We start from the raw sequence: 22,663 nt of genomic DNA on the forward strand, positions 1-22,663 counted from the left end.
GGAACATGATTGGGCTCGGCCGCTGCCAAGGAACGTCATGCTCGAACTCGTGCAAGTCAACAAGTCCTACCCCACACCACAGGGGCCCTTGTCGGTACTTCAGGGCGTCGACCTGCATCTCGCTGCCGGCGAGAGCTTGGCATTGATGGGGGAATCAGGCTGCGGCAAGTCGACCCTGTTGCACCTGGCGGCAGGGCTGGATACCCCGGATAGTGGCGAGATACGCCTAGATGGACGCTCGCTCTCGGCGTTGGAGGAGCCCGGCCGGGCGCGCCTGCGTCGCGAACGGCTGGGGCTGGTGTTCCAGCAGTTCCACCTGGTGCCTAGCCTGAGTGTGGCCGACAACCTGCGCTTGCAAGCCCGCCTGGCCGGGCGCGAGGATCCGGCCTGGAATCGCACCCTGCTCGAGCGCCTGGGGCTGACCACGATGGCAGACCGTTATCCCGAGCGGCTTTCCGGTGGCCAGCAGCAGCGCCTGGCGATCGGTCGCGCCCTGGCGGCCCGCCCTGACTTGCTGATGGCCGACGAGCCTACCGGCAATCTCGATGAATCCAGTGCCGACGAGGTACTGGAACTGCTATTGGCATTGGTCAAGGACAGCGGCTGCGCGCTGCTGATGGTCACCCACAGCCCTCGCGTGGCGGCACCACTCGACCGCTGCTTGCGGCTCACCCACGGGCGAATCGAGGAGACCGCACCGTGAATGCCGCGTCGCTTCGAGTCGCTTTCCTTGCCTTGTTCTCGCACTATCGCCGCCACCCGGGCCAACTCGTCATGCTACTGGTGGGATTGTGGGTAGCCAGTGCCCTGTGGAGCGGTGTGCAAGCGATCAATGCTTCGGCCCGCGACAGCTATGCTCGCGCCGAAGCGATGTTCAGCGTGCGACTCGACCGTATCGAGCGTCGCGACGGCGAGCCACTTTCGATGCACGACTATCTGGCACTACGTCTGGCCGGTGCGCCGGTATCGCCACTGGTGGAAAGTGAACTCGAGCTTGCCGACGGCAGCCAACTGGACGTGGTGGGGATCGATCCCTTGACCCTGCCGGCAGGCAGCGGCTTTCGGACGGCCGGTGGCGCTGCAACGCTGACGGATTTCCTGCTGCCCCCCTACCTCACTCGTGTGGCACCCGAGACCTACGCCGCTCTCCAAGCGGATGATGCAACGCCTCCGGTACTGGCTGATGGCCGCCAATTACCGCCGTTGCAACTGGCGCCGGAACTGCCACCCGGTTTGGCGGTGATGGACATCGCCGCTGCCCAGGCACTACTCGAGCAAGAGGGTTTGAGCCATCTTTTGGTGGCACCGGAGGTAACACTCGATCTGCCTGAATCACTGGTACGTGGCCACGCAGCAAACCTGGCAGCACCCGGCCAATTAACCGACAGTTTCCACCTCAACCTGACCGCCATGGGCCTGCTGGCCTTGGTGGTAGGGTTATTGATCGTGCATGCCGCTCTCAGCCTGACGCTAGAACAGCGCTTGGGACTGATGCGCACACTGCGCGCTCTGGGCCTCTCGGCCCGGGCGCTGGTGGCCCTGCTGCTGACCGAGCTGCTGCTTTTGGGGCTACTGGGTGCAGGACTCGGCATTCTCAGCGGGGTATGGCTGGCCCAGTGGTTGCTGCCCGATGTCGCCGCCAGCCTCGACGCCCTGTATGGCAAGCGCCTGGGGAGTGAGTTGATACTGCCCTGGCACTACTGGCTGGGTGGGCTGGCCGTCACGCTGGGCGGGCTCTTGACCGCCGGCATCGGCACGCTATGGCGAGCGGCACGCCTAAACGTCCTCGAACTTGGCCAGGCCCAGGCCTGGCGCGGGCAGTTCCTGCGTCAGCTCCGTGGCATGGCCGTGGCGGGTAGCCTGCTGTGGCTGGTTGCCCTGGGGCTGCTGTCGTGGCTCGCCCATCAGCCACCGGCACAAGGGCTGCGCCTGGGCTTCGCAATGATTGCCGCACTGCTATTAGGTAGTGCGCTATGGTTGTCGCCACTGCTGGCCATGTTGCTGGCGGGGGCCAGCCGCCTGCTGAAACGGCCGCTCCTGCAGTGGGCCGCCGCCGATCTGCAGTTGCAACTGCCGCGACTGTCAGTGGCGATGATGGCGCTGTTACTGGCGTTGTCGGCCAACCTTGGGGTAGGCAGCATGGTCGGCGGGTTTCGCCTGACCTTTCTCGAATGGCTGGACCAGCGCCTGGTCGCCGACCTCTACCTGAATCCCCCCACCGAACAATATGCCGCCGTCGTCGACTGGCTCGAATCGCGCCCCGACATTTCAGCCCTGCTACCCAGGGCACGTGCCGAAGCCACCCTGCTCGAGAGCGAGGACATGCGTACCCAGGCACCGCGCCAAGTGGGCGTGTATGGCGTCACACCCCACCCGGCACTGACCGAGCATTGGCCTTTGCTGACCAGCCTGGGGGACGAGACGGCCGCTTGGCAGGCGTTTTCGCAAGGGGCGGCGATGATCAATGAGCAACTTGCCTTGGCCACTGGCCTGGAGCCCGGCCAGTGGTTACAGCTGTCGAGCCCGACGGGCGTGATGGAGCGGCGTATCGCGGCGATCTATCCCGATTATGGCAACCCGCGCGGCGAAGTGATGCTGACCGCCTCACAACTAAGCGAGCGATTTCAGACGTCGCCCGATTCGATCGGCATCGTGCTCGATCGAAAGATGACATCGGGTGATGTCACTCCGCTGCGCCGTGCACTGGTCCAGCACTTCGGCATGTCAGGCGACAGTCTGATCGACCAACGTGAGATCCAGCAACGTTCGACCGAGATCTTCGAGCGTACCTTTGCCATCACCCGAACCCTGAATGTTCTGACCCTGGGGGTCGCGGGATTGGCCCTGCTGTCGAGCCTGCTGGCCCAGACCAGCCAGCGCCGTTCCCAGCTTGCACCGCTGTGGGCACTGGGTGTCTCACGCCTGCCCTTGGCCGTCATTGGTGTCGCTCAACTCGCTGGCGTTGCCCTGATCACGGCCACGGTAGCCATACCGCTGGGCCTGGCCTTGACCTGGTGCCTGGTCGAAGTGATCAATGTGGCGGCCTTCGGCTGGCGCCTGCCGCTGCATGTCTTTCCAGGACAGATCGCCGTCACACTGGGGCTGGCGGTGGGTGTGGCGCTGCTTGCCGCCCTGCTGCCCGCCTGGCGATTGTGGCGTACCTCGCCACGCACATTGCTGACGGAGTTCGACGCCATATGAGCCCAGCCAAACATTCGACACGCTTCCGTGTCTGGCTCGCGCTGGTACTGGTGGCACTGCTGCTCCTGATACTGGCACTGCAGCAGCGCAGCACACCACCGAGCGAGAGCTTCGCCGGTCTGGGCGAGAAAGCGGAGGAGTATGCCCAGGCTCGTCCCGGCGTCACGCTGCACTTCCCTGCAGACCATGGCGCCCACCCCGACTACCGCATCGAATGGTGGTACCTGACCGCCAACCTGGAAGACACCGAAGGCGAACCGCTAGGGGTCCAGTGGACACTGTTTCGCCAGGCACTGGCACCACCCGGGAATGACGATACCAACGATGCCGGTTCGCCCTGGAGCAGCCGGCAGTTATGGATGGCCCACGCCGCACTATCGACTCCGGACAGCCACTTCGTTGCCGAACGCTTCGCCCGCGGCATGACGTTGCCCGACGGCAAGGGCCAAGCGGGGGTCGAGATCGCCCCTTTCACGGCCTGGTTGGACCACTGGCGTCTGGAAAGCCGGGTAACGGACCCTGCTGGCGACCTTCTCGACCGACTACTGGTCAGTGCCCAAGGAAACGACAATGACCATGACTTCGGTTATCGCCTCGAGCTGACCGCCGAGGGGCCCTTGGTGCTGCACGGTAAGAACGGCTTCAGCCAGAAAGCCGCCGACGGCCAAGGCTCCTTCTATTACAGCCAACCGTTCTACCGCGTCGAGGGCCAAGTGGAAATCGGCGGCGAAACCCGCAACGTCAGCGGCCGGGCGTGGCTGGACCGCGAGTGGAGCAGCCAGTTGCTGGGCCCCTCGCAAGAGGGCTGGGACTGGTTCTCGCTACATCTGGCAAATGGCGCCAAGTTGATGGCATTTCGCCTGCGCGGAGGCGGCAAAGGAGGAGATCACTATGTGTCGGGAAGCTGGATTAGCACGGATGGCCAGCAGACCGCACTTGCCACCGATGACCTATGGTTGACACCTGTGGCGCTCAGTTCCGTCGCTGGGCGCCAGATTCCCACCCGCTGGCGGCTGCGCCTGCCGGCCCAGGATTTGGATGTCACCGTGACAGCCCGCCATCCGGAGCGCTGGATGGATACCTCCTTCCCCTACTGGGAGGGAAATGTGGTGGTGGAAGGCAGTCACCAGGGCGAGGGTTATCTGGAAATGACCGGCTATTGAACGAGAAAGGTCACGATCATAAGGTCGGGTGAAGAGCATTATTTCCATTCAGGCAACGATGATTTTCAATATCACGGGATTATCTCCAGATGAGCAAAGGGTAGAGTGGCGCCATACCCTGACATCTCACGAGAGGAGATACCGACAATGCAATCCCAAGCCACTACCCTGCTGCGCTTGTCCCTTGGCGTCATGACCCTGGCGCATGGCCTGCTCAAGGTATTCGTGTTCACCATTCCCGGCACCGTTGGCTACTTCGAATCGATCGGCTTTCCGGGGGTCCTGGCCTACTTGACCATCCTGGCGGAAGTCGGCGGCGGCCTGGCACTGATTCTCGGCATCTACACGCGTTGGGTGAGCCTGGCCCTGATCCCCGTGTTGCTTGGCGCCGTCTGGGTCCATGCGGGTAACGGCTGGGTATTCTCCAGCGAAGGCGGCGGCTGGGAATTCCCGGTGTTCTGGGCCATCGCGTTGCTGGTGCAGGCCGGCCTGGGAAGCGGAGCGCTGACGATCAGCCGTCGTTTCGCCTGAGCGCCAACCGCTTCTCATCAAGAACGCCACCGCCCCAGGCGGTGGCGTTTTACGTTGGGCGCGAATTGAAGCAATTGTGCGCGATGGCGGAACTCCCCGAAGGGGAGTGATGTCGGTAATGTAACCATTCAGAGCGTCTACGCTTGAAACGATGACAATAACCGGCCTCGATACGCGGTCGGCGCAGTAAGGGAAACCAAGGAAACACGACAGCACCAAGGACTCATGATTCATGTACAAGTCGGAACGTACTGGTTTTGCCATTTTTTCCCTGGCAATCATCTTCCTTGCCTTTGCGGGCGGCGCATTCGTCGTCCTGGCCAAGGTATTTCCCTACGAGTATTTCCATGATGCCTACCAAGCGGGCCAGGCATTGCTCAAACAGCGCTCGGTCGACAACCCCTATACTCAGACGGACCAATGGCGCGATGCTCGCACCGATGAAAGAGGGGTCACCATCAATAATCAGGAAGAGGCCTATGAAGGGCTGACTCTCTACACCTCGGGTGATGGTAACTACGCCAACCTGATCGACATGGAAGGGAACGTCGTCCACCGTTGGTCGCTGCCCTACCGCGAGGTCTGGGACAAATCCCCCCAAGGTCGCGATCCACAGCCAGAAGAACTGATGTACTGGCGTCAGGCACGCATGATGCCCAATGGCGACCTGATCGCCCTCTATATAGCGGCCAACGACACGCCGTGGGGTTACGGCATCGTCAAGATCGACCGCGATTCGAACGTGATCTGGAAGTACCACGCCAGCACCCACCATGATTTGTCCGTCGCTCCGGATGGGCGGGTCATCACCTTGACCAATGAGTTCAGCAAGGAACGCATCGATGGGTTCCCCGATCTGAACGATCCTTGGCTGAACGACTACCTGGTCGAACTCGATGGCGAAAGCGGCGAGGAACTGAGCAAGACGTCGCTGGTGCATGCCTTTAAGGATTCGCCTTACCACGAATTGCTCTTCGCGGTCCCCAGTTTCGCCATGTCAGATCCGCTGCATACCAATAGCGTGCAGTTTCTCGATGAAGGCACGACACGGGCTTTCCCGCCCGCTCGCGGCAATTCCGGACAGGTCATGGTGACGTTTCGCCACCCAGGTGCGGTAGGTTTGATCGATATGGAAAGCGGCGAAATGACCTGGGCGCAGCATGGCCCGTGGTTGGGTCAGCACTATGGCCGCGCCCTGAAGAACGGCAACTACACGATCTTCGACAACTACGCCAACTTCCAGGAAAACAACAACAGCCGAATACTGGAGGTGAACCCAAGGAACAATGCCATTGTCTGGAGTTATAGTGGAGACGACGAGCATCCTTTCAACAGTGGGTTGCGGGGTGCCGCCGAGACGCTTCCCAATGGCAACCGCCTGGTTACCGAATCGGATGGCGGTCGCTTGTTCGAAGTCAACCGGGCGGGAGAAATCGTCTGGGAATTCATCAACCCGGTTCGCGGGGGGAACAAGGAACAGTTCATCCCCGTAGTCTCATCGGGACAACGCATCGCTCTCGGAGATATCGATGCAGACTTCCGTGCTGCTCTCGACACTGCCAGGAGATGATTGCCATGTTGCGTCAAATCAAACGCTACGCCACTCCCCTCTCCACGGGGATACTCGTTACCGGTCTCGCTCTTCCCCTTACCGTGCAGGCCTATGTCGGCCCAGGGGCGGGGTTGAGTTTGCTGACAGCCCTTTGGGGGCTCATTGCGGCCATTGGGGTCGCCGTCTTCTTCATCGTGATGTGGCCTATCAGGCGCATGCGTCGGCGAAAGGCCCAGGCGGCAGCAGCGTCCCAAGCTGAGTCCTCAGAGGCGGCCCAGTACCGCACCGACGCTGATTCGTCGGTCCAGCAGGATACCGACGCCAGGACGTCGTCCGCCGACCCTGATTCCTCACGGTCACCCAGGAGCTGATCGCGCGCCGTGCCCTGGCGGTCGGTGGTGAGATCCCGCCGTCCGCCGTAAGGCCCTGTTCGCGCGTATCCACAAGGAATGTCTGGAGGTCGCATGGGATTGTTGGATTTACCTGCACCGTTATTCGCCTGGCTGGATCAGATCATGGCGATGGGGCTGCCTGGCGCCATTCGCCTGATGGTCTGGGCCGCTATCGGCGGGGCGGTCACGTTACTGTTGTATCGTTTGCTATCACCGCAAGCGAAGATCGGTCGTGCCAAGCGAGCGGCACGAGAGGCCCGACAACGCTTGAATGAGTTCGACGGAGAGTTGACCGATGCCGGCCCGCTGATTCGCCATCAGTTCGTTGCCGCGTTCAAGCACATCGGCTTGGTGGTCCCTTCCACACTGGTTGCCATGCTGCCCTTGTTGGCACTGTTGGTATGGCTCGACACCTCTTACAGCCACACGTACCCCTCGGAGGGCGACACGCCCAAAATGGTCGCCTCCCCCGGTGGCCTCGATATCGAATGGGCCATCATCGACGATAAGGCGCACATCAATATCCTCGAAGACAATCGGTTGCGCGCCGAATTCACCCTATCGGCACCGGTTCCAGTGATCGAGCAGCGCCACTGGTGGAACTGGTTGGTCGCCAATCCGCTTGGCTACCTGCCACAGGAAAGCGGTATAGAGCGAGTCGAGATAGACCTTCCCCAATCGTCCTACCTACCAGTCGGGCCGGATTGGATGCGCTCGTGGATGGCGATCTTCTTCCCGGTGATGCTGATCGTTTCCCTATTCATCTATCGGTGGGCGCGAATAGAATGACGACTTCTTCCGCACAAGATCCCCGTAGCGAGGCAAGCCAGGATCCAGGCTTCACGGTACCCACGTGGATGCACGTGCTGGGGGGGTGGGTGAACCGTTCCCCACGTACCTGGATCAAGCTCGGCAATCTCGAAACCCGTGTCGTGCAAGATGCCATCGCCGATATCACGGTCGACCGGCCGGTATATGTATCGGGACTGGCACGCTCGGGCACTACGATTCTGCTCGAACGACTGGCCGAGCATTCGCATGTGGCCACGCACCGATATGCCGACTTCCCGCCACTACTGACACCCTACTGGTGGAATCGCTGGCTAGCGCTCGTGCCCAACTCCCAGGAAGTGGCGCAAGAGCGTGCCCACAAGGATGGCATCACCATTACCTCGCAAAGTCCCGAGGCCTTCGAGGAAATGCTGTGGATGGCCTTCTTCCCCCATGCCCATGACCCCAACCATTGCGCCGTGTTCGATCGCCAAGCCTCGCACCCGGAGTTCGAACGTTTCTACGACGAGCACATACGCAAGCTGCTGGCCGTGCGCCAACGCCAGCGTTATGTCGCCAAAGGCAATTACAACCTGGTTCGGCTAGGTTATCTGCATCGTCTCTATCCCGAGGCCCGCTTCTTGGTGGCGATACGCGACCCGGTCTGGCATATCGCCTCGCTAATGAAACAGCAAGCGTTGTTCACCACCGGCGAGACCAATCAACCCCGAGCGCTGGAGCACATGCGCCGGGTCGGTCATTTCGAATTCGGCTTGGACCGGCGGGCCATTAATGTCGGCGACGATACCATGACGGCCAAGATCACCGAGCTCTGGGAAACCGGCCAGGAGGTGGAAGGCTGGGCCCACTACTGGGCTGACATCTATCGTCACGTGGCGAACTTGCTCGACAACGATCCGGCACTGCGAGATGCCTGCCTGGTGGTGCGCTACGAGGACCTGTGCAGTCAGCCCGAAGAGATGCTGACACGGGTCCATGTACACAGCCAATTGTCGGTCGAGCCCCAAGCGCTCCGTGAAGCGGCATCGGGGCTGCACGCCCCCACTTACTACCGTCCCAAGTTCAGCGACCGGGAACTTACCCTGATCAGAGAGATCACGCAGCCTGTCGCGGCCCGTTTCGGCTATAGCAACGAATCAGGCTACTGATGGAAAAGCCCCACATTCGACGTGACCGAATGTGGGGCGGCTCCGTGGCCGAAAGTCGCGTCCTTACTCAGCCGCCGGGGCTTGCGGGACGGGATGCGGCGGATAAATGCGCTTCTCCGGGGGCGGCGGGAAATACTGGTACAGCCAGGTTTCGCTGATGATCTCGCCATCGGCCTCCAGTACCATCCGCATGTCCACCGGGTCTTGCAGGTCGTTCTCGGGATACCAGTCGAACAACACACGCAGGCTTTTGACGGGATCCATCCATAGCAGTTGAACATCGCGCACTTCGCCGGTAGAGGCACTGATCGTGGCATAAACGTTGCGGTCGCCGTTCCACAATGACTCGATGTCGCCCTCGATGAAATCCACGGCAAAACGCCGGGCCCACACGTCGGGATAATGCTCACCAGGCGCCCATCCCTCAGTGAAGCCCCCCATGCCACTGCGCGTGGTGTCGATCTTGACCAGACCGGAGTCGAACGGTCTCTCGCCGCTCCAATAAAGGCGGTAGCTAAAGTTCAGCGCTTGCCCCGCCTCTACCGGCTGCGCCGGCTTCCAAAACGCAACGATGTTGTCCGTGGTTTCGCCGGTGGTGGGGATCTCCAGCAAGTGGATTTCGCCATCGCCCCATTCATCCCGGGGCTCGACCCATAGACTCGGTCGCCTGTGGTAATTGCTGAGGACATCTTCGTAGTGCTCGAAGTCCTGGTGCATCTGCAACAGTCCAAAGCCCTTGGGATTACTGTCAGTGAAGGCGTTGAACTGCACGCGAGGCGGATTGTTGAGCGGCCGGCAGACCCATTCGTCATTGCCACGCCACATCGTCAAGCGGTCGGAATCGTGGATCTGGGGATGAATGGTGTTGCACATGCGGCGCTGGTGGGTACCACAGAAAAACATGCTGGTCAGCGGGGCGATACCTAACTGGGCGATCTCCTGACGCGGGAAAAGATGCTTGTCGATATCCATCACCACACGATCGTCTTCGCAATGGATGACGAAGCGATAGGCACCGGTCAGGCTGGGGGAATCGAGCAAGGCATAGGTGGTGAACGTGGTGCTGTCCGCCGCCGGCGTCTCCAGCCAGAAGTGCGTGAATGCCGGAAACTCCTCCGGCGTATCGAAATAGGAGTTGACCGCCACGCCGCGTGCCGACAAGCCGTATTGCTCGGTATGGCCGACAGCGCGGAAATAGCTGGCGCCAAGGAAGGAGAGAATGTCCCGCTCGGTCAGCGAAGGAGCCTTGAACACACGAAACCCGGCGAAACCCAGGTCTTCCTGCAATTGCGATGCGTCGACGTTGGCCCCCTGGTAATCGAACAGCTCGGGGCTAAAGTGAAACTCCCTGGCCTGCTGTGTCTCGGGATCCACCTTGTAGACACGTACCGGTTGATCGAACCCCATGCCGACATGGAAAAGCTGTGCATCGAGCTGGCGGCCCTCAACGTCATGCCATAGCGAATGGCTGGGATCATAACGGATGGCGTTGTATTGCTGCGGAGTCAGGCTGGCCAGGGTAGGAGGCAAGGTTACCCGGTTGCTTTGGTATTCCTTGGAGGCCATATCGCGAGCCCTACGCTGCAACATGTCGAAATCGAAAGGCTGAGCTTCGTCATCGATGTTGTCATTCGTACGGGCCGCTGCAAAGAGCGAGGCCGCCGGGAGGCCTGACCAAGCGGCCAGAATCAAAGAGGTCTTCAACAGGCTTCTACGATCCATGAATAGTCGTCCTGTGTGTGGGCCATCGATTCACGCCCGGCCGTAGCCGGGCAATACGGATTACCAGAGATGAGACGATAATCGCCGCTGGCGGTTCACCGATTCAGCATATTCCTTGCCTCGGCACTTCCTTGCCTCGGCTAACACACATCCCTTGATATCATAACGCCGGGGTTCAGCAACCCCGGCGCTGGTATCTCATGACTGATCGGCCGTTACTTGCCCAGTGCCGCCAAGCGAGTCGCCTCGACCACCTCGATCCAGTAGCCGTCAACGTCCTTGACGAACACCACGTCCTTCATCTTGCCCTGGTCGGGACGCTTGATGAACTCGACCTGGTTGGCATCGAACCAGGCCACGGCAGCATCCAAGTCGGGCACCGAGAAGCAGATGTGACCAAAACCCTGGGGTTCGGCATTGCCGTCATGGTAAGCGAAATCGTCCTGGGTCTCGGTTCCCCAGTTGTGGGTCAGCTCGAGCAGGCCCTTCTGGCTGAAGGTCCACACAGTGCGCTCGCCTGCGTCTTCCGGCACGCGATCGCCGTCTTCCAACTTGGCCAGGAAGTACAGCGAGAACTGCATCTCCTCGAAGTCCAGCCGCCGCATCACGCGCATGCCGAACACCCGGCTGTAGAAAGCCAGCGACTTCTCCGGATCCTTGACGCGCAGCATGGTGTGATTGAGCCGAAAGCCTTGGGAATCGGCGGTCGGTTCCTTGACGCCGGGGTACTGCTCGCCTTGAAAGCTCATCGGTTTCTCCATTGCAAGTTGCTTCAGCTTCGGTTCATATTAGGTAATAGGTGTATTTGACTACACAGTTTTTCAAGTCCCTTCGGACGAGCTATCGTCAAGGATGCCTGATGCGCGCTGACACACGCCACCCGGCCTTTCGCTGCTTGGCTTTACTGGCAACATGGTTGTGCCTGGTGGTACTTGCTGGCTGTGCCAGCCGAGGCATTGCGACACATGACACGGCATCGGGCCAAGCCGACCTATCCATCGAACGCGCCCTGATTCTCGCCAGTGCCCAGCAGGCACTGGGTATCCCGTATCGCTTCGGTGGCAATACCCCGGAAGGGCTGGACTGCTCGGGGCTGGTGCAGATGACCTATCGCGCTGCCGGCATTCGAGTGCCGCGCACTGCTGCAGAACAATTCCGCGAATTGCCGAGCGTCGACGAGGCACGCCCCGGCGATCTGCTGTTCTTCGGCTCACGCAGTAAAGCCACACATGTGGGCATCTATCAAGGCGATCGACAGATGATCCACGCCCCCGGGCGAGGTCGAGAAGTGGTTAGCGTACCGTTGGACATCTCATACTGGCAGGACCGCTTCCTTGGTGCCGCAGGACCGGCGCCCTGATGACCTCAATGTAAGGAAAGGCGGGGACGGCACGACAGAGTCGAACTTGTCCCCAAACTTCCCGATTCATACGGATGTCCAGATGACTTCAATGCTGCAGCGGATTCCCGTTACCGAACTGATGCCGAACGCTTCTTCTCGTGGCCCGTGGACCCATACTCGTGCCGGCGAGCCACGCGGCTATGTGGACTTCCAACGTTTGAAGGAGCTGTGGATCCATACCGGGACCGCCTGCAACCTGGCCTGCCCGTTCTGTCTGGAGGGCTCGCACCCGGGTGACGACCGTCTCAACGCCATGAAACTCGATGACCTGCGCCCCTATTTCGATGAGGCAGAAACATTGGGGGTCGAGCAGTTCTCCTTCACCGGTGGTGAACCGTTCGTGATCAAGGGCTTCATCGACATCCTTGTCGATGCCAGTGCCCGGCGCCCGTGCTTCGTGCTGACCAATGCCACCGATCCACTACTGCGCCGCACCCACCAGTTACTCCCCCTCAAAGAGCAGCCCTACCCGATCCGTTTTCGTGTCAGCCTCGACTACCCCAATGCCGCCCGCCACGACAGAGACCGCGGCGAAGGTAGCTTCGCCAAGGCCTTGGAAGGTATTCGTTGGCTACACGACAACGACTTCGAGGTCTCCATCGCCCGGCAAATGGACCCAAACGAAGACAGCGACACCGTCGAGAACGCGTTTCGGCACATCTTCCGCACCAATGGCCTACCTGCGAACCTGGCTTTCACTGCTTTCCCCGATTTCGGACCTCCGGGCTCGGAGGACGACACCCCGGAAATCACCGAAACCTGCATGGAAAAGTACCCCACTGCCGAGAGCCAGGCACACTTCATGTGCAGCTACAGCCGCATGCTGGTCAAGCAGAACGGCCAGGTACGGGTCTACGCCTGCACGCTGGTCGACGACGACCCGGACTATGGCGCCACCACCAGCCTGCGAGAAAGCCTGGAGACCCGCATGATGCTGCGCCACCACCGCTGCTTCAGCTGCTACCGCTTCGGTGCCAGTTGCAGTGCGCCCTGATGGCGCTCGCCTCCCCTCCCTCGGAAGTGATACGACGACCCTGCGTCGCTCGCTCTACCGCGGCCCGATACCATTGGCTACGATGTTAGGGAAAAACATAGAGCGCCTGTATGCCTAATCAAGAACCGCCTGTGTTTTCGGCGTGGAACCCCGGCCTGGAAGCCGACCTGCCCAAATGCTATCAAGCCTTGGAAACGATTCACCAAGCGGCGAACGTGTCTACCTGCCTGGCTGACATCCATGAGTTGAGAGCACTCACCGGACTGACGGAGGAAGAACTGGTCGCGTTCCGGGTGGAGCGCTTGATGCTGCACGAGCTGATCGTTCAGGTGACGGCCAATATCGTTGTGCTTGAAGGAGAAGAAGAAGAGGTCCTGGGTCAACATTTCCGCCGAATCACCCACAAGATACTGTCCGACTACCTGGCGCCCGAGCTTCCGGCGTTCCAACAGGCGTATGACGAGCTGTATGACAGGATTCACGACAGGGTCGGCAGGATTCTCTCCGCGGCCTTCCAGCCGCCCGTGGAGGACTCGGCGCCCGCGCAGGCCTCCTTCCTTTCTCACTGTTTTTCAAGGCGCAAGACCACGCGGCAACGGACGGGCAATTCATCCACTCAGGACAATCTATCCATTCAGGAAAGGCATTATGGCGTAATCCAAGGCATCAAGGACAAGGGGCTGGCGGCCCGCGATGACCAGGAGAGCGCCATATACAAGAGCACGTACCGCATCCTGAGTTCGATCGCCAGCACCCAGGGCTATATCGGCTTGGATCAAGGCCTGCTGAGGACGCTGATCACCCGCCACGTCTGCAATGATTACGGCAGCGGCCAAATCGGTCGGATGCTGGCGCCCTATGTCGAACGAGCCATGCAACAAGAGGGCTACCGCCGGATTCCTTGCGCCAGGGAACCGATCCTGATCAGCCTGAAAGGGGCCTCGGCGGCAGGCAAGAGCTCCTTGCGGTTCTACCTGAAAGACACCTTGAGGGACCTGGGTATCCAACCGGATCAATACGGCACCATCACCCCCGACATCTGGCGCCGGCTATTGCTGGATTATGAATCCCTCGGGGAGGCCTACAAGTACGCCGGCCACCTGTCCGGCAAGGAAGTCAGGCTCATCGATGCCAAGCTGGATCGCTACATCCGGGACAAGGCACAACGTGACCGGACCATTCCGAACCTGGTGATCGACCGTTTCCGTTTCGACAGCTTCTCTTCGGAACAGGTATCGCGGATCCTGGACGCCACCTATGCGAGATACGTCGCCACCATGTACATCTACTTCATCGTCACCCCGCCGGAGGCGACGGTGGAGCGCGGCTGGAATCGAGGGCTGACACGGGGGCGTTACAAGGCGGTAGAGGACTTCCTGGGGCATTGCGTGGAAGCCTATAGCGGCATGCCCAGGCTGTTCTTCAAATGGCTGAATAGCCGGAACCCGCAATTCAAGTACTTCTTCATGGACAACGATGTCCCCAAGCATATCAGGCCCGCGACAATTGCCTACGGAACCCGGGAAGAACTCAATGTCCTGAACCCCATGGGGCTGATCAACATCGATCGTTACAAGAAGATCAACACCATGGCGACATGCCCAACGGAGGTCTATCCCGGCGGCGACGCCTTGGCGCTGCACAGGAACTGTGAGTTCCTCAAGCAATGCATCGCCAAGGTGCCGATGGTCAACTTCATCGACGAAGCTTCCGGAAAAGTGTACCTCCGGGCCACCGCGGGACGCTTCTCAGTGGTGGACCCCACGATCCTGCAGGCCAGGCGAGAGGAACAGGGGCTTGCAGAACTATTTTCCGTTCTCGCGGTGCCCGAACGCTAAGCGGAGGTTTCCGCCCCTCTCGAGATCTCAGGCAAGCGGTGCGTCCTCCACCTGCAAGGCACCGGTTTGCACCCGCCACTGGGCGGCGTAGCGACCGTCTCGGGCCAACAGCTCGGCATGGGTGCCACGCTCCACCACGCGACCGGCATGCACCACGGCGATCTCATCGGCATGCACGATGGTCGAGAGGCGGTGGGCGATCATGATCACCGTGCGGCCATGGCCGATCTTGGCCAATGAACGCTGGATGGCGGCTTCGGTCTCGTTGTCCACCGCGCTGGTGGCTTCGTCCAGGACTAGGATCGGTGGGTCCTTGAGCAATGCCCGCGCCAGCGACAGGCGCTGACGCTGCCCCCCGGAGAGCCGTACGCCGCGCTCGCCGACTGGAGTATCCAGCCCCTGCGGCAAGGCCTGGATGAAGTCCCATGCCTCAGCGGTTCTAGCCGCCTCGACGATCGCGGCTTCGTCGGCCTCGGGCCGGCCATAGGCGATGTTGTCGCGCACCGAGCCCTCGAACAGATAGACATCCTGACTGACCAGGCCGATGGCGCGGCGCAGCGAGATCAGGCTAAGCCCGCGAATCGGCTGGCCATCGATGCGAATCTCGCCACTCTGAGAGTCATGGAAGCGCAACAGCAGCTTGATCAGGGTCGACTTACCCGACCCGGTGGCACCGACCAGTGCCAGGGTATTGCCCGCGGGCACCGTCAAGTCGATATCGTTCACTCCCTCGCCGCTATTCGGATAGCGGAAGCTCACCCCTGCAAACTCCACTTCGCCACGTACCGGCTCGACCAATGCTTGACCGCCGTCATCGCGTACCTGGATCGGCGTGGCCAACAGGTCAAGGATACGCCGGGTGCTGGCCATGGCCCGCTCGAACAGATCGATGACCTGGGCCAGGCCAGTCAGTGGCCACAGCAGCCGCTGGGTGAGAAACACCAGCACGCCGTAAGCCCCCACGTTGAGATCGCCCTTCAGCGCCATCATGCCGCCCACCGTGAAGGTGGCCAGGAAGCCGGTGAGGATCGCCATACGGATGACCGGAATGAAGGCCGAGCTGATACGAATCGCCCGGCGGTTGGCCTCTACATAAGCCTCACTGGCCTGGCGCAGTCGCTCGGCCTCACGAGCCTCGGCGGTGAAGCTCTTGATGGTGGCGATGCCAGCGAGGTTGTTGGACAGACGGCTTGCCAGATCGCCGACCTTCTCGCGCACGTCGGCATAAAGCGGGCCGGCCTTGCGCTGGAAGAAGAAGGCGCCCCATACGATCAGCGGGATCGGCGTGAACGCGAGCAACGCGATCAGCGGCGAGAGCACGAAGAATACCGCGCCCACCGCCACCACCGTCACCGCGACCTGGATCATGGCGTTGGCGCCACCGTCCAGGAAGCGCTCGAGCTGGTTGACGTCGTCGTTCATGGTCGCTACCAGCTGGCCGGAACTCTTCGATTCGAAGAACCCCATGTCCAGGCGCTGGGCATGTTCGTAGGTGTCCTGGCGCAGGTCGGCCTGCAGCCGCTGGGCGAGGTTGCGCCACAATATCTGGAAAAGGTATTCGAACAACGACTCGCCGGCCCAGATGAAGAAGGTCAACACACCGAGCACCAGGATCTGCTCCTGGGCGGACTCGAAGCCCAACCGGGCAACGAAACTGCGCTCCTGGTTGACCACCACGTCGATGGCCACCCCGATCAGGATTTCCGGGGCGATGTCGAACAGCTTGTTGATGATCGAGCAGGCACTGGCAGCAATGATCCGACGCCGATAGCCGCGTGCATAGCGCAGTAGCCGAATCAAGGCATGGAAGCTGTTCGTGGGGGACATGCAATTCTCCGTGATGACCGACGAGACCTAGCCCAGCAACTTCATGATGTTGGCCGCCGCTTCAGGGTAGTGCGCCGTTCATGGTAGGCGATGGCCAGACCGCTGATGATGATCACCAAGGTACCGACATAGACCCACAGATCCGGCACTTCGTCCCAGAACCACCAGCCCAATAGCACGGCCCAGACCATGGCGGTATAGTCGAAGGGAGCTGCCAGGGCAGCAGGAGCATAACGGAACGCCATGGTGATGCAAGCCATGGCACCGACACCGAAGATGCCGGCGCCGATGAAGCCCAGCCAGTGCATGGGCCAAGGCATTTGCCATACCCACGGTAGCAGCACGGCGGTAATCACCAGCGGTACCAGCGTGACGTAGAACACCATCGCCCACAGATATTCACGCAAGCCGTAGCGGCGCGCGGTAATCATCAGCAGCGCATAGAACACCGCCGCCCCCACCACAATGAAGGCGCCGGGCTGGAAACCCGCCGCACCAGGGCGTACTACGATCAGCACACCGACGAAACCGACAATGGCCGCCACCAACGGCAGGCGCTCGACCTTTTCGCCAAGCAATGGCACCGACAACAGAGTCACGAACAACGGCGCCGCAAAGGCGATGGCGGTAGTCTCGGCCAGTGGCAACAGCGTCAGACCGAACACGAAACACAGCATGGTACCGGTAGCGATCAGCCCGCGAACCAAATGCACCCTGGGGCGCCGCGTGGTGAGTTTACGCAGCCCACCATTGAAATGCGCGATCAGGGCGATCAGCGGTACCGAAATCAGCGTACGGAAGAAGATGATCTGGATCGGCGAATGAACCTCGCCCAACCACTTGGAAATGGCATCGCCCACCGACAGGCAGAACACCCCGGCGCACATCCATAGAATTCCCTGCAACGACGGCGACATACGTCCCTCCCTTGGCCTGCACCTTATCGGTGCAAGAATCGACACCCTAACATAGCCGACTCCAGGCCCCCGGGCGATGCCGAATAATGCTTCCGCTGAGTTTCAGGCACAGGTTGAAACCCACACCTGGCCTGCCGCATGGTTTAATGGGATGAGTAGGGGGAAACTGTGCCTAAAGGGAACACGACCATGACGGATCATTCAGTTCTCGACCTGGAAACCGGTCCATCCGAATGCTTACATCAGTCGGAATTGACCCGCAGGGCGCTACGCCTGACGCCCGAGGATGGCATCTTCCGGTCCGCCATCGCCCCGCTGTCGCTGATCCGCGTCAGCAAGACAACGCCTCCCATGCCGTGCGTCACCGAGCCCAGCCTTTTCGTGGCGATACAGGGCCGCAAGCGCATGGAACTGGCCAGCCAGGCATTCATCTACGACCCGTTCCACTACCTGGTCGTTTCTCTCGCCCTGCCGGTCACCGGCCAGGTCATCGAGGCCAGCCCGCAAGCGCCCTATCTGTGCGCGCGACTCGACATCGACCTCGCCATGCTCGGTGAACTGCTCCTCGAGTACGACCCGGGCGAGCCGCTGAACGGCAACGGCGAGCGCCGCGGCCTGTACGTCGCACGCATGTCCGATTCGTTGATCGATGCCGTACTTCGCCTGGTGCGCCTGTTGGATACGCCACACGACATTCCAGCGCTAGCGCCGCTGATACTGCGTGAGATCCATTACCGGGTACTGTGCGGCGAATTGGGACATCGCTTGCGCGATCTCGCCGGCATCAATGGCCAAGGCAAATCCATCGTCGAGGTCATACAGCTACTCAAGTCACGCTACGCCGAGCCACTGCGCATCGAGGACCTGGCAGCGGCGGTACATATGAGCCCGTCCACGCTCCACCATCGCTTCAAGGACCTGGCGTCGATGTCGCCGCTACAGTTCCAGAAGCAACTGCGCCTGCACGAGGCACGCCGGCTGATGCTGAGCGAGGGGCTGAATGCCGCGACGGCCAGCCACCGGGTCGGCTACAACAGCCCTTCTCAATTCAGCCGCGAATATCGTCGCCTGTTCGGTGCGCCGCCCTACCAGGAAATTGCCCAGCAGCGAGAAGCGACAACGGGGAATACACCGGCCAGCCTCGAGTGGTAGCGCCCAGAGTCGCTACCGCGGCTTGCCATGGTAGACACACACGATATCGGCCATGACCGCCAGGGCGATCTCGGCAGGGCTCTTGCTGCCGATATCGAGGCCGATCGGCATATGGATGCGCGCGATGTCCTCACTGCTCAGCCCACCCGAACGCAACAAGCGCTCGGCGCGTGCCGCGGAAGTCTGCCGCGAGCCCATCACGCCGATGTAGAAAGCCGGGGTGCGCAGCGCCTCTATCATGGCCAGGTCATCGATACGCGGATCATGGGTCAGCGCCACCACCGCCGTCGATGCGTGGCAGCCTTCGCCGGCGAGGTACAGCGACGGCAGCACCGGGAGTAACTCGACATCCGCGACGGGGAACGCCTCGAGCTCCTCCGCGCGCGGGTCGCAGACCACGACCTCGAACCCCAGGGTACGGGCGAACTCGGCACACGCGACCGAGACCGGCGACACTCCCGCGATGACCAGCCTCAACGACGGGCCTATGCGGATTCGCACATTTTCGCTCTCGCGCTCGACGCGCGGTCGCTCCTTGTCACTGCTGCCACTACCCGGCGGGTCGTCGGGCAGCAGGCCGATTTCACCCGTCGTCAGGTCGACCTCGCGAATCAACCACCGCTGGCCGTGCAACGCCGCCTGTAATGCGCTCAGATGCTGCCACGTGTCCTGAGTTGCCGGCAAGCGCTCGATCAGCACCTCGAGAATGCCGCCGCAAGGCAGCTTCAGGCGCTGTTGGTCGTCCGACGATTCGCCGTAGCGAATCACCTGCAAGGGCTTCTGGAATTCGCCGGCCTGGAGCCGCGACAGGAAGTCCTCTTCGACGCAGCCTCCCGAAAGCGAACCAACACAGCGCCCATCCCGACGCGCTACCAGCAACGACCCCGGCACGCGGGGAGACGAGCCATAAGTCGCCAGTACCGTGCACAACCATATGGTTTCACCCGCACGGCTCCAGCGAATGCCATTTTCCATCACTTCGAGATCGAGATGTTGCATGGGCTAGACCGAAAGTCGTCGAGCGAACGGCATCTTGCGCAACCGCTCGCCGCTCGCATCGAAGAGCGCATTAGCAACGGCCGGGGCAAGCGGTGGCACGCCCGGCTCGCCGACGCCAGTGGGGGCTTCGGTCGATGGCACGATATGCACCTCCACCGCCGGCATCTCATTGATACGCAACACTTGATAATCATTGAAGTTGGATTGCTGCACGACACCCTCGTCCAGGGTGATCTCACTATGCAATACAGCAGCCAGACCGAAGCCGATGCCGCCCTCCATCTGCGCCTCGATTACATCCGGATTGACGGCAACGCCGCAATCCACCGCACACACGACCCGGTCGACGCGATAGCTGCCATCCTGCATGACCGTGACCTCGGCGACCTGAGCGACGAAGGAGTTGAAGGATTCATGAACAGCGACTCCGCGACCTCGGCGTGTGCCCTCAGGTCCTGGTTCGAGCGGCTGGTCCCAGCCGGCCTTCTCCGCTACCAGATCCAATACCCCGCGGTGGCGGGGATGCTGGCTCAGCAACGCGCGGCGGAACGTCACCGGATCCTGGTCGGCGGCCACCGCGGCTTCATCGATCAGGCATTCGGTGGAGAAGGCGGTATGGGTATGGCCCACCGAGCGCCACCACTGGATCGGTACCCCGATATCCTCCGGGGTATACAGCTCGACCTGCAGGTTGGGCACATCGTAAGCCAGGTTCGCCACACCTTCGACCGAGGTCGCGTCGACGCCATCCTGCACCATGAAGGATTCCATGGGGGTACCCATCATGATCGACTGGCCGACGAGGCGCTGATGCCAAGCGATCAACTGACCGTCGGCATCGAGTGCCAGGCGTCCGCGATGGAAATTCATCGGCCGGTAATAGCCGCCGCGGGTATCGTCCTCACGCATCCAGACCATCTTCACGGGGGCATCGATGCCCTGCTCGCGCGCCGCCTTGGCGATGGAAACCGCTTCCAGTACGAAATCTGAATGGGGATTGGCACGCCGACCGAAGCTGCCCCCCGCGTATAGTTGCGTCAGGCTGACGTTTTCCGGGGCGATGCCCAACAGCTCCGCCACCAATTGCTGATCCATCGATTGCCACTGCTCGCCATTCCAGATATCGCAGCGCTCGTCGCCCAGTTGGACCAGGCAGTTCATCGGCTCCATGGCGGCATGGGCAAGGTAGGGAAACTCGTAGTCGGCCTCGATCAAAGTCGCAGGCTCGGCAAGCGCCGTGGCCACGTCGCCACGTTGTGTCGCCATCGCCCCCTCCTGCCCGGCCAGTTCGCGGTAACGCGCCATGATCTCGTCGCTGCCCAACGAAAAGGCCTGGCTTTCGTCCCACTCTATCTCCAGCGCATCGCGCCCCTGGCTCGCCGCCCAGGTATTTTCCGCCAGCACCGCCACGCCCTCGAAGCGATGTGGTCCGCCGGCGAACCGCACGACGTCGACGACACCAGGCACCTCCCTGGCCTTGGCGTCGTCGAAACTCTCGACGCGGGCACCAAAGCGGCGCGGGTGCGCCGCCACCGCTACCAGCATGTCCGGCAACTTAATGTCTTGGGTGAAGATGGCACTGCCGTCGGTCTTGCCCGCACTATCCTTGCGCGGCGTGTTCAGCGTCCCGATCAAGGTGAAGTTCTCGGGGGCCTTGAGCGTCACCTCCTGCGGGACCGGCAGTTCGGCAGCGGCCTCGGCGAGCTCGCCGAATCCCGCCTCGCGCCCCGACTCGGCGTGTCGCACCACGCCCTGGCTGACACTGATACTGCCCGCCGATACACCCCAGCGCTCGGCAGCCGCCGCCACCAGCATGGCACGCGCGGTGGCACCGGCCGTACGCATCTGTTCGTAGGAATTGGCGATGGCCGTACTACCGCCAGTACCTTGCAACCCGAAAGCCAGGTTCTTGTAGCGCTCCGTGTCTGCTGGCGCGCCTTCCACCTGTACACGGCTCCAGTCGGCATCCAGTTCTTCAGCCACCAGCGTGGCAAGGCCGGTGTAGGTGCCTTGCCCCATTTCCAGATGCTTGGCCAGCACGATCACAGTGCCATCGATAGCGATCCGTACGAAGGCATTGGGCTCGAAGTCGGCCTCTGCGCCTTCTTGCGCTTCGGCCCGGTTTCCATTCAGGGTCAATGGCGCCAGGTAAAGTCCCAGCACCAGGCCAGCAGAACCCTGCAGAAAGCGACGCCGGCTGATGTTGACGACGCCCACGGCTTCCTGCGCGGTCGATGGCGCATGCTTGAGAATTCCCATCACAACACTCCTTAGGCCAGGTTCTCGGCGGCGTCATGAATCGCGGCGCGAATGCGAACGTAGGTCGCACAGCGGCAGATATTGCCGCTCATGGCGGAATCGATATCGTCGTCGCTGGGGTCGGCATTGTCGCGTAACAGGGCCACGGCCGACATGATTTGGCCAGATTGGCAGTAACCACACTGCACCACATCGTGCTGTCGCCATGCCTCCTGCACGGCCTTGCCGACGCGATCCTCACCGACCGCCTCGATGGTCGTCACCTGCTTGCCGGCGGCAGCGGAGACGGGCGTGACGCACGAGCGGGTCGCTTGCCCGTCGAGATGCACGGTACAGGCGCCACACAGGGACATGCCGCAACCGTACTTGGTCCCGGTCAGGTTCACGACATCCCGCAGGGCCCAGAGCAGCGGCATGTTATCGGGAACATCGAGCTGATGGGATTCACCATTGATGGTCAAGGTCGCCATGGGATTCCTCATGCTTTTCTGGTTATAGGCAACGACGCTGGACGGCGATGCGCCGTGTCGTTGGAGACATGCGAGGCAGGGAACGCTCAGGGTGGAGCGCCTGCCGGCTTGATACCCGAGACTACGACAGAGTATAGAAAGGAAGCTTTCATGAGGATTAGCCTATTAATGGTGAATCATTGCCTGATCCTGTCACGGAAGATCTGGCATGACCGACTCCCCTCTTGCCGCATCAATAGACAGATGACTTGCCAAACCTTGTACATGTTATGTTATATAGTCTCATTTTTACCGAATCCCCGCT

General features: G+C 61.3%; 19 protein-coding genes. 12 read left to right on the forward strand and 7 right to left on the reverse strand.

From position 1 onward, the window contains the following. Nucleotides 1-37 precede the first annotated feature (37 nt). The 8 genes from L861_RS22020 to L861_RS22055 all read left to right on the forward strand — a co-directional run bounded on the left by L861_RS22020 (nucleotide 38) and on the right by L861_RS22055 (nucleotide 8,779). Complete coding sequence (locus L861_RS22020) at nucleotides 38-703, forward strand: ABC transporter ATP-binding protein (protein ID WP_016418878.1); 666 nt, start codon at nucleotides 38-40, stop codon at nucleotides 701-703. Next, on the forward strand, nucleotides 700-3,201 hold the full coding sequence (locus tag L861_RS22025) for an ABC transporter permease (protein WP_016418879.1): 2,502 nt from the start codon (nucleotides 700-702) through the stop codon (nucleotides 3,199-3,201). Before L861_RS22020 ends, L861_RS22025 begins: the two co-directional genes overlap by 4 nt. Beyond that, nucleotides 3,198-4,364: a lipocalin-like domain-containing protein gene (locus L861_RS22030; protein WP_016418880.1), complete on the forward strand. Its 1,167-nt coding sequence runs from the start codon at nucleotides 3,198-3,200 to the stop codon at nucleotides 4,362-4,364. Before L861_RS22025 ends, L861_RS22030 begins: the two co-directional genes overlap by 4 nt. A 147-nt stretch (nucleotides 4,365-4,511) precedes the next feature. After that, entirely contained in the window at nucleotides 4,512-4,895 is a 384-nt protein-coding gene (locus tag L861_RS22035; protein ID WP_016418881.1) for a DoxX family protein, read from the forward strand. Between the two features lie 232 nt (nucleotides 4,896-5,127). Next, nucleotides 5,128-6,465 (forward strand): arylsulfotransferase family protein, encoded by a 1,338-nt coding sequence (locus L861_RS22040; protein WP_016418882.1) that lies wholly within the window; start codon nucleotides 5,128-5,130, stop codon nucleotides 6,463-6,465. A gap of 5 nt (nucleotides 6,466-6,470) precedes the next feature. After that, nucleotides 6,471-6,818 (forward strand): cytochrome c oxidase subunit II, encoded by a 348-nt coding sequence (locus L861_RS24860; protein ID WP_174329840.1) that lies wholly within the window; start codon nucleotides 6,471-6,473, stop codon nucleotides 6,816-6,818. 93 nt (nucleotides 6,819-6,911) lie between these two features. Continuing rightward, nucleotides 6,912-7,628: a hypothetical protein gene (locus L861_RS22050; protein WP_016418884.1), complete on the forward strand. Its 717-nt coding sequence runs from the start codon at nucleotides 6,912-6,914 to the stop codon at nucleotides 7,626-7,628. Further along, entirely contained in the window at nucleotides 7,625-8,779 is a 1,155-nt protein-coding gene (locus L861_RS22055) for a sulfotransferase family protein (RefSeq protein WP_027947773.1), read from the forward strand. Before L861_RS22050 ends, L861_RS22055 begins: the two co-directional genes overlap by 4 nt. Nucleotides 8,780-8,842: 63 nt before the next feature. Here the strand turns inward: L861_RS22055 and L861_RS22060 are convergent, their stop codons facing one another. Both L861_RS22060 and gloA read right to left on the reverse strand, forming a co-directional pair. Beyond that, complete coding sequence (locus L861_RS22060) at nucleotides 8,843-10,501, reverse strand: OpgD/OpgG family glucan biosynthesis protein (RefSeq protein ID WP_016418886.1); 1,659 nt, start codon at nucleotides 10,499-10,501, stop codon at nucleotides 8,843-8,845. A gap of 215 nt (nucleotides 10,502-10,716) precedes the next feature. Beyond that, nucleotides 10,717-11,250, reverse strand: coding sequence for a lactoylglutathione lyase (gene gloA / locus L861_RS22065; protein WP_016418887.1), 534 nt, complete (start codon nucleotides 11,248-11,250; stop codon nucleotides 10,717-10,719). A 110-nt stretch (nucleotides 11,251-11,360) separates the two neighbouring features. On the opposite strand from gloA, the gene L861_RS22070 reads away from it, so the two are divergent. The 3 genes from L861_RS22070 (at nucleotide 11,361) to L861_RS22080 (ending at nucleotide 14,735) form a co-directional block, all read left to right on the forward strand. Further along, entirely contained in the window at nucleotides 11,361-11,861 is a 501-nt protein-coding gene (locus L861_RS22070) for a C40 family peptidase (RefSeq protein WP_016418888.1), read from the forward strand. An 82-nt stretch (nucleotides 11,862-11,943) separates the two neighbouring features. Next, the gene (locus tag L861_RS22075; RefSeq protein ID WP_016418889.1) at nucleotides 11,944-12,897 is read left to right on the forward strand and encodes a radical SAM protein; all 954 of its coding nucleotides are present in this window, start codon (nucleotides 11,944-11,946) and stop codon (nucleotides 12,895-12,897) included. Nucleotides 12,898-13,007: 110 nt separating this feature from the next. Beyond that, nucleotides 13,008-14,735 carry a DEAD/DEAH box helicase family protein gene (locus L861_RS22080; RefSeq protein WP_016418890.1) on the forward strand — a complete coding sequence of 576 codons (1,728 nt, stop codon included), beginning with the start codon at nucleotides 13,008-13,010 and terminating at the stop codon, nucleotides 14,733-14,735. Nucleotides 14,736-14,762: 27 nt separating this feature from the next. Here the strand turns inward: L861_RS22080 and L861_RS22085 are convergent, their stop codons facing one another. Further along, nucleotides 14,763-16,562, reverse strand: coding sequence for an ABC transporter ATP-binding protein (locus tag L861_RS22085; protein ID WP_016418891.1), 1,800 nt, complete (start codon nucleotides 16,560-16,562; stop codon nucleotides 14,763-14,765). 41 nt (nucleotides 16,563-16,603) lie between these two features. Beyond that, nucleotides 16,604-17,479, reverse strand: coding sequence for a DMT family transporter (locus L861_RS22090; RefSeq protein ID WP_016418892.1), 876 nt, complete (start codon nucleotides 17,477-17,479; stop codon nucleotides 16,604-16,606). 189 nt (nucleotides 17,480-17,668) lie between these two features. On the opposite strand from L861_RS22090, the gene L861_RS22095 reads away from it, so the two are divergent. Beyond that, nucleotides 17,669-18,631, forward strand: a complete 963-nt coding sequence (locus L861_RS22095) for an AraC family transcriptional regulator (RefSeq protein WP_016418893.1) — start codon at nucleotides 17,669-17,671, stop codon at nucleotides 18,629-18,631. A 12-nt stretch (nucleotides 18,632-18,643) separates the two neighbouring features. On the opposite strand, the gene L861_RS22100 is transcribed toward L861_RS22095, so the two are convergent. Genes L861_RS22100 through L861_RS22110 form a run of 3 tightly spaced genes read right to left on the reverse strand, consistent with a single transcriptional unit; the run spans nucleotide 18,644 to nucleotide 22,359 of the window. Then, nucleotides 18,644-19,630 (reverse strand): XdhC family protein, encoded by a 987-nt coding sequence (locus L861_RS22100; RefSeq protein ID WP_016418894.1) that lies wholly within the window; start codon nucleotides 19,628-19,630, stop codon nucleotides 18,644-18,646. A 3-nt stretch (nucleotides 19,631-19,633) separates the two neighbouring features. Then, a complete protein-coding gene (locus L861_RS22105) occupies nucleotides 19,634-21,889 on the reverse strand; it encodes a xanthine dehydrogenase family protein molybdopterin-binding subunit (RefSeq protein ID WP_016418895.1) in 2,256 nt (751 codons plus the stop codon). A gap of 11 nt (nucleotides 21,890-21,900) precedes the next feature. Next, nucleotides 21,901-22,359, reverse strand: a complete 459-nt coding sequence (locus tag L861_RS22110; protein WP_016418896.1) for a (2Fe-2S)-binding protein — start codon at nucleotides 22,357-22,359, stop codon at nucleotides 21,901-21,903. Nucleotides 22,360-22,663: the final 304 nt, after the last annotated feature.

This window comes from Litchfieldella anticariensis FP35 = DSM 16096, assembly GCF_000409775.1.
In the GTDB taxonomy this organism is placed as follows: Bacteria; Pseudomonadota; Gammaproteobacteria; order Pseudomonadales; family Halomonadaceae; genus Litchfieldella; species Litchfieldella anticariensis.

What these genes read in the sequence shown, in the direction of transcription:
- L861_RS22085 (WP_016418891.1), bottom strand. Translation starts at nt 16,562, where the DNA reads ATGTCCCCCACGAACAGCTTCCATGCCTTGATTCGGCTACTGCGCTAT.
- L861_RS22080 (WP_016418890.1), top strand. Translation starts at nt 13,008, where the DNA reads ATGCCTAATCAAGAACCGCCTGTGTTTTCGGCGTGGAACCCCGGCCTG.
- L861_RS22055 (WP_027947773.1), top strand. Translation starts at nt 7,625, where the DNA reads ATGACGACTTCTTCCGCACAAGATCCCCGTAGCGAGGCAAGCCAGGAT.
- L861_RS22020 (WP_016418878.1), top strand. Translation starts at nt 38, where the DNA reads ATGCTCGAACTCGTGCAAGTCAACAAGTCCTACCCCACACCACAGGGG.
- L861_RS22070 (WP_016418888.1), top strand. Translation starts at nt 11,361, where the DNA reads ATGCGCGCTGACACACGCCACCCGGCCTTTCGCTGCTTGGCTTTACTG.
- L861_RS22035 (WP_016418881.1), top strand. Translation starts at nt 4,512, where the DNA reads ATGCAATCCCAAGCCACTACCCTGCTGCGCTTGTCCCTTGGCGTCATG.
- L861_RS22110 (WP_016418896.1), bottom strand. Translation starts at nt 22,359, where the DNA reads ATGGCGACCTTGACCATCAATGGTGAATCCCATCAGCTCGATGTTCCC.
- L861_RS22050 (WP_016418884.1), top strand. Translation starts at nt 6,912, where the DNA reads ATGGGATTGTTGGATTTACCTGCACCGTTATTCGCCTGGCTGGATCAG.
- L861_RS22090 (WP_016418892.1), bottom strand. Translation starts at nt 17,479, where the DNA reads ATGTCGCCGTCGTTGCAGGGAATTCTATGGATGTGCGCCGGGGTGTTC.
- gloA (WP_016418887.1), bottom strand. Translation starts at nt 11,250, where the DNA reads ATGAGCTTTCAAGGCGAGCAGTACCCCGGCGTCAAGGAACCGACCGCC.
- L861_RS24860 (WP_174329840.1), top strand. Translation starts at nt 6,471, where the DNA reads ATGTTGCGTCAAATCAAACGCTACGCCACTCCCCTCTCCACGGGGATA.
- L861_RS22105 (WP_016418895.1), bottom strand. Translation starts at nt 21,889, where the DNA reads ATGGGAATTCTCAAGCATGCGCCATCGACCGCGCAGGAAGCCGTGGGC.
- L861_RS22060 (WP_016418886.1), bottom strand. Translation starts at nt 10,501, where the DNA reads ATGGATCGTAGAAGCCTGTTGAAGACCTCTTTGATTCTGGCCGCTTGG.
- L861_RS22040 (WP_016418882.1), top strand. Translation starts at nt 5,128, where the DNA reads ATGTACAAGTCGGAACGTACTGGTTTTGCCATTTTTTCCCTGGCAATC.
- L861_RS22100 (WP_016418894.1), bottom strand. Translation starts at nt 19,630, where the DNA reads ATGCAACATCTCGATCTCGAAGTGATGGAAAATGGCATTCGCTGGAGC.
- L861_RS22095 (WP_016418893.1), top strand. Translation starts at nt 17,669, where the DNA reads ATGACGGATCATTCAGTTCTCGACCTGGAAACCGGTCCATCCGAATGC.
- L861_RS22075 (WP_016418889.1), top strand. Translation starts at nt 11,944, where the DNA reads ATGACTTCAATGCTGCAGCGGATTCCCGTTACCGAACTGATGCCGAAC.
- L861_RS22030 (WP_016418880.1), top strand. Translation starts at nt 3,198, where the DNA reads ATGAGCCCAGCCAAACATTCGACACGCTTCCGTGTCTGGCTCGCGCTG.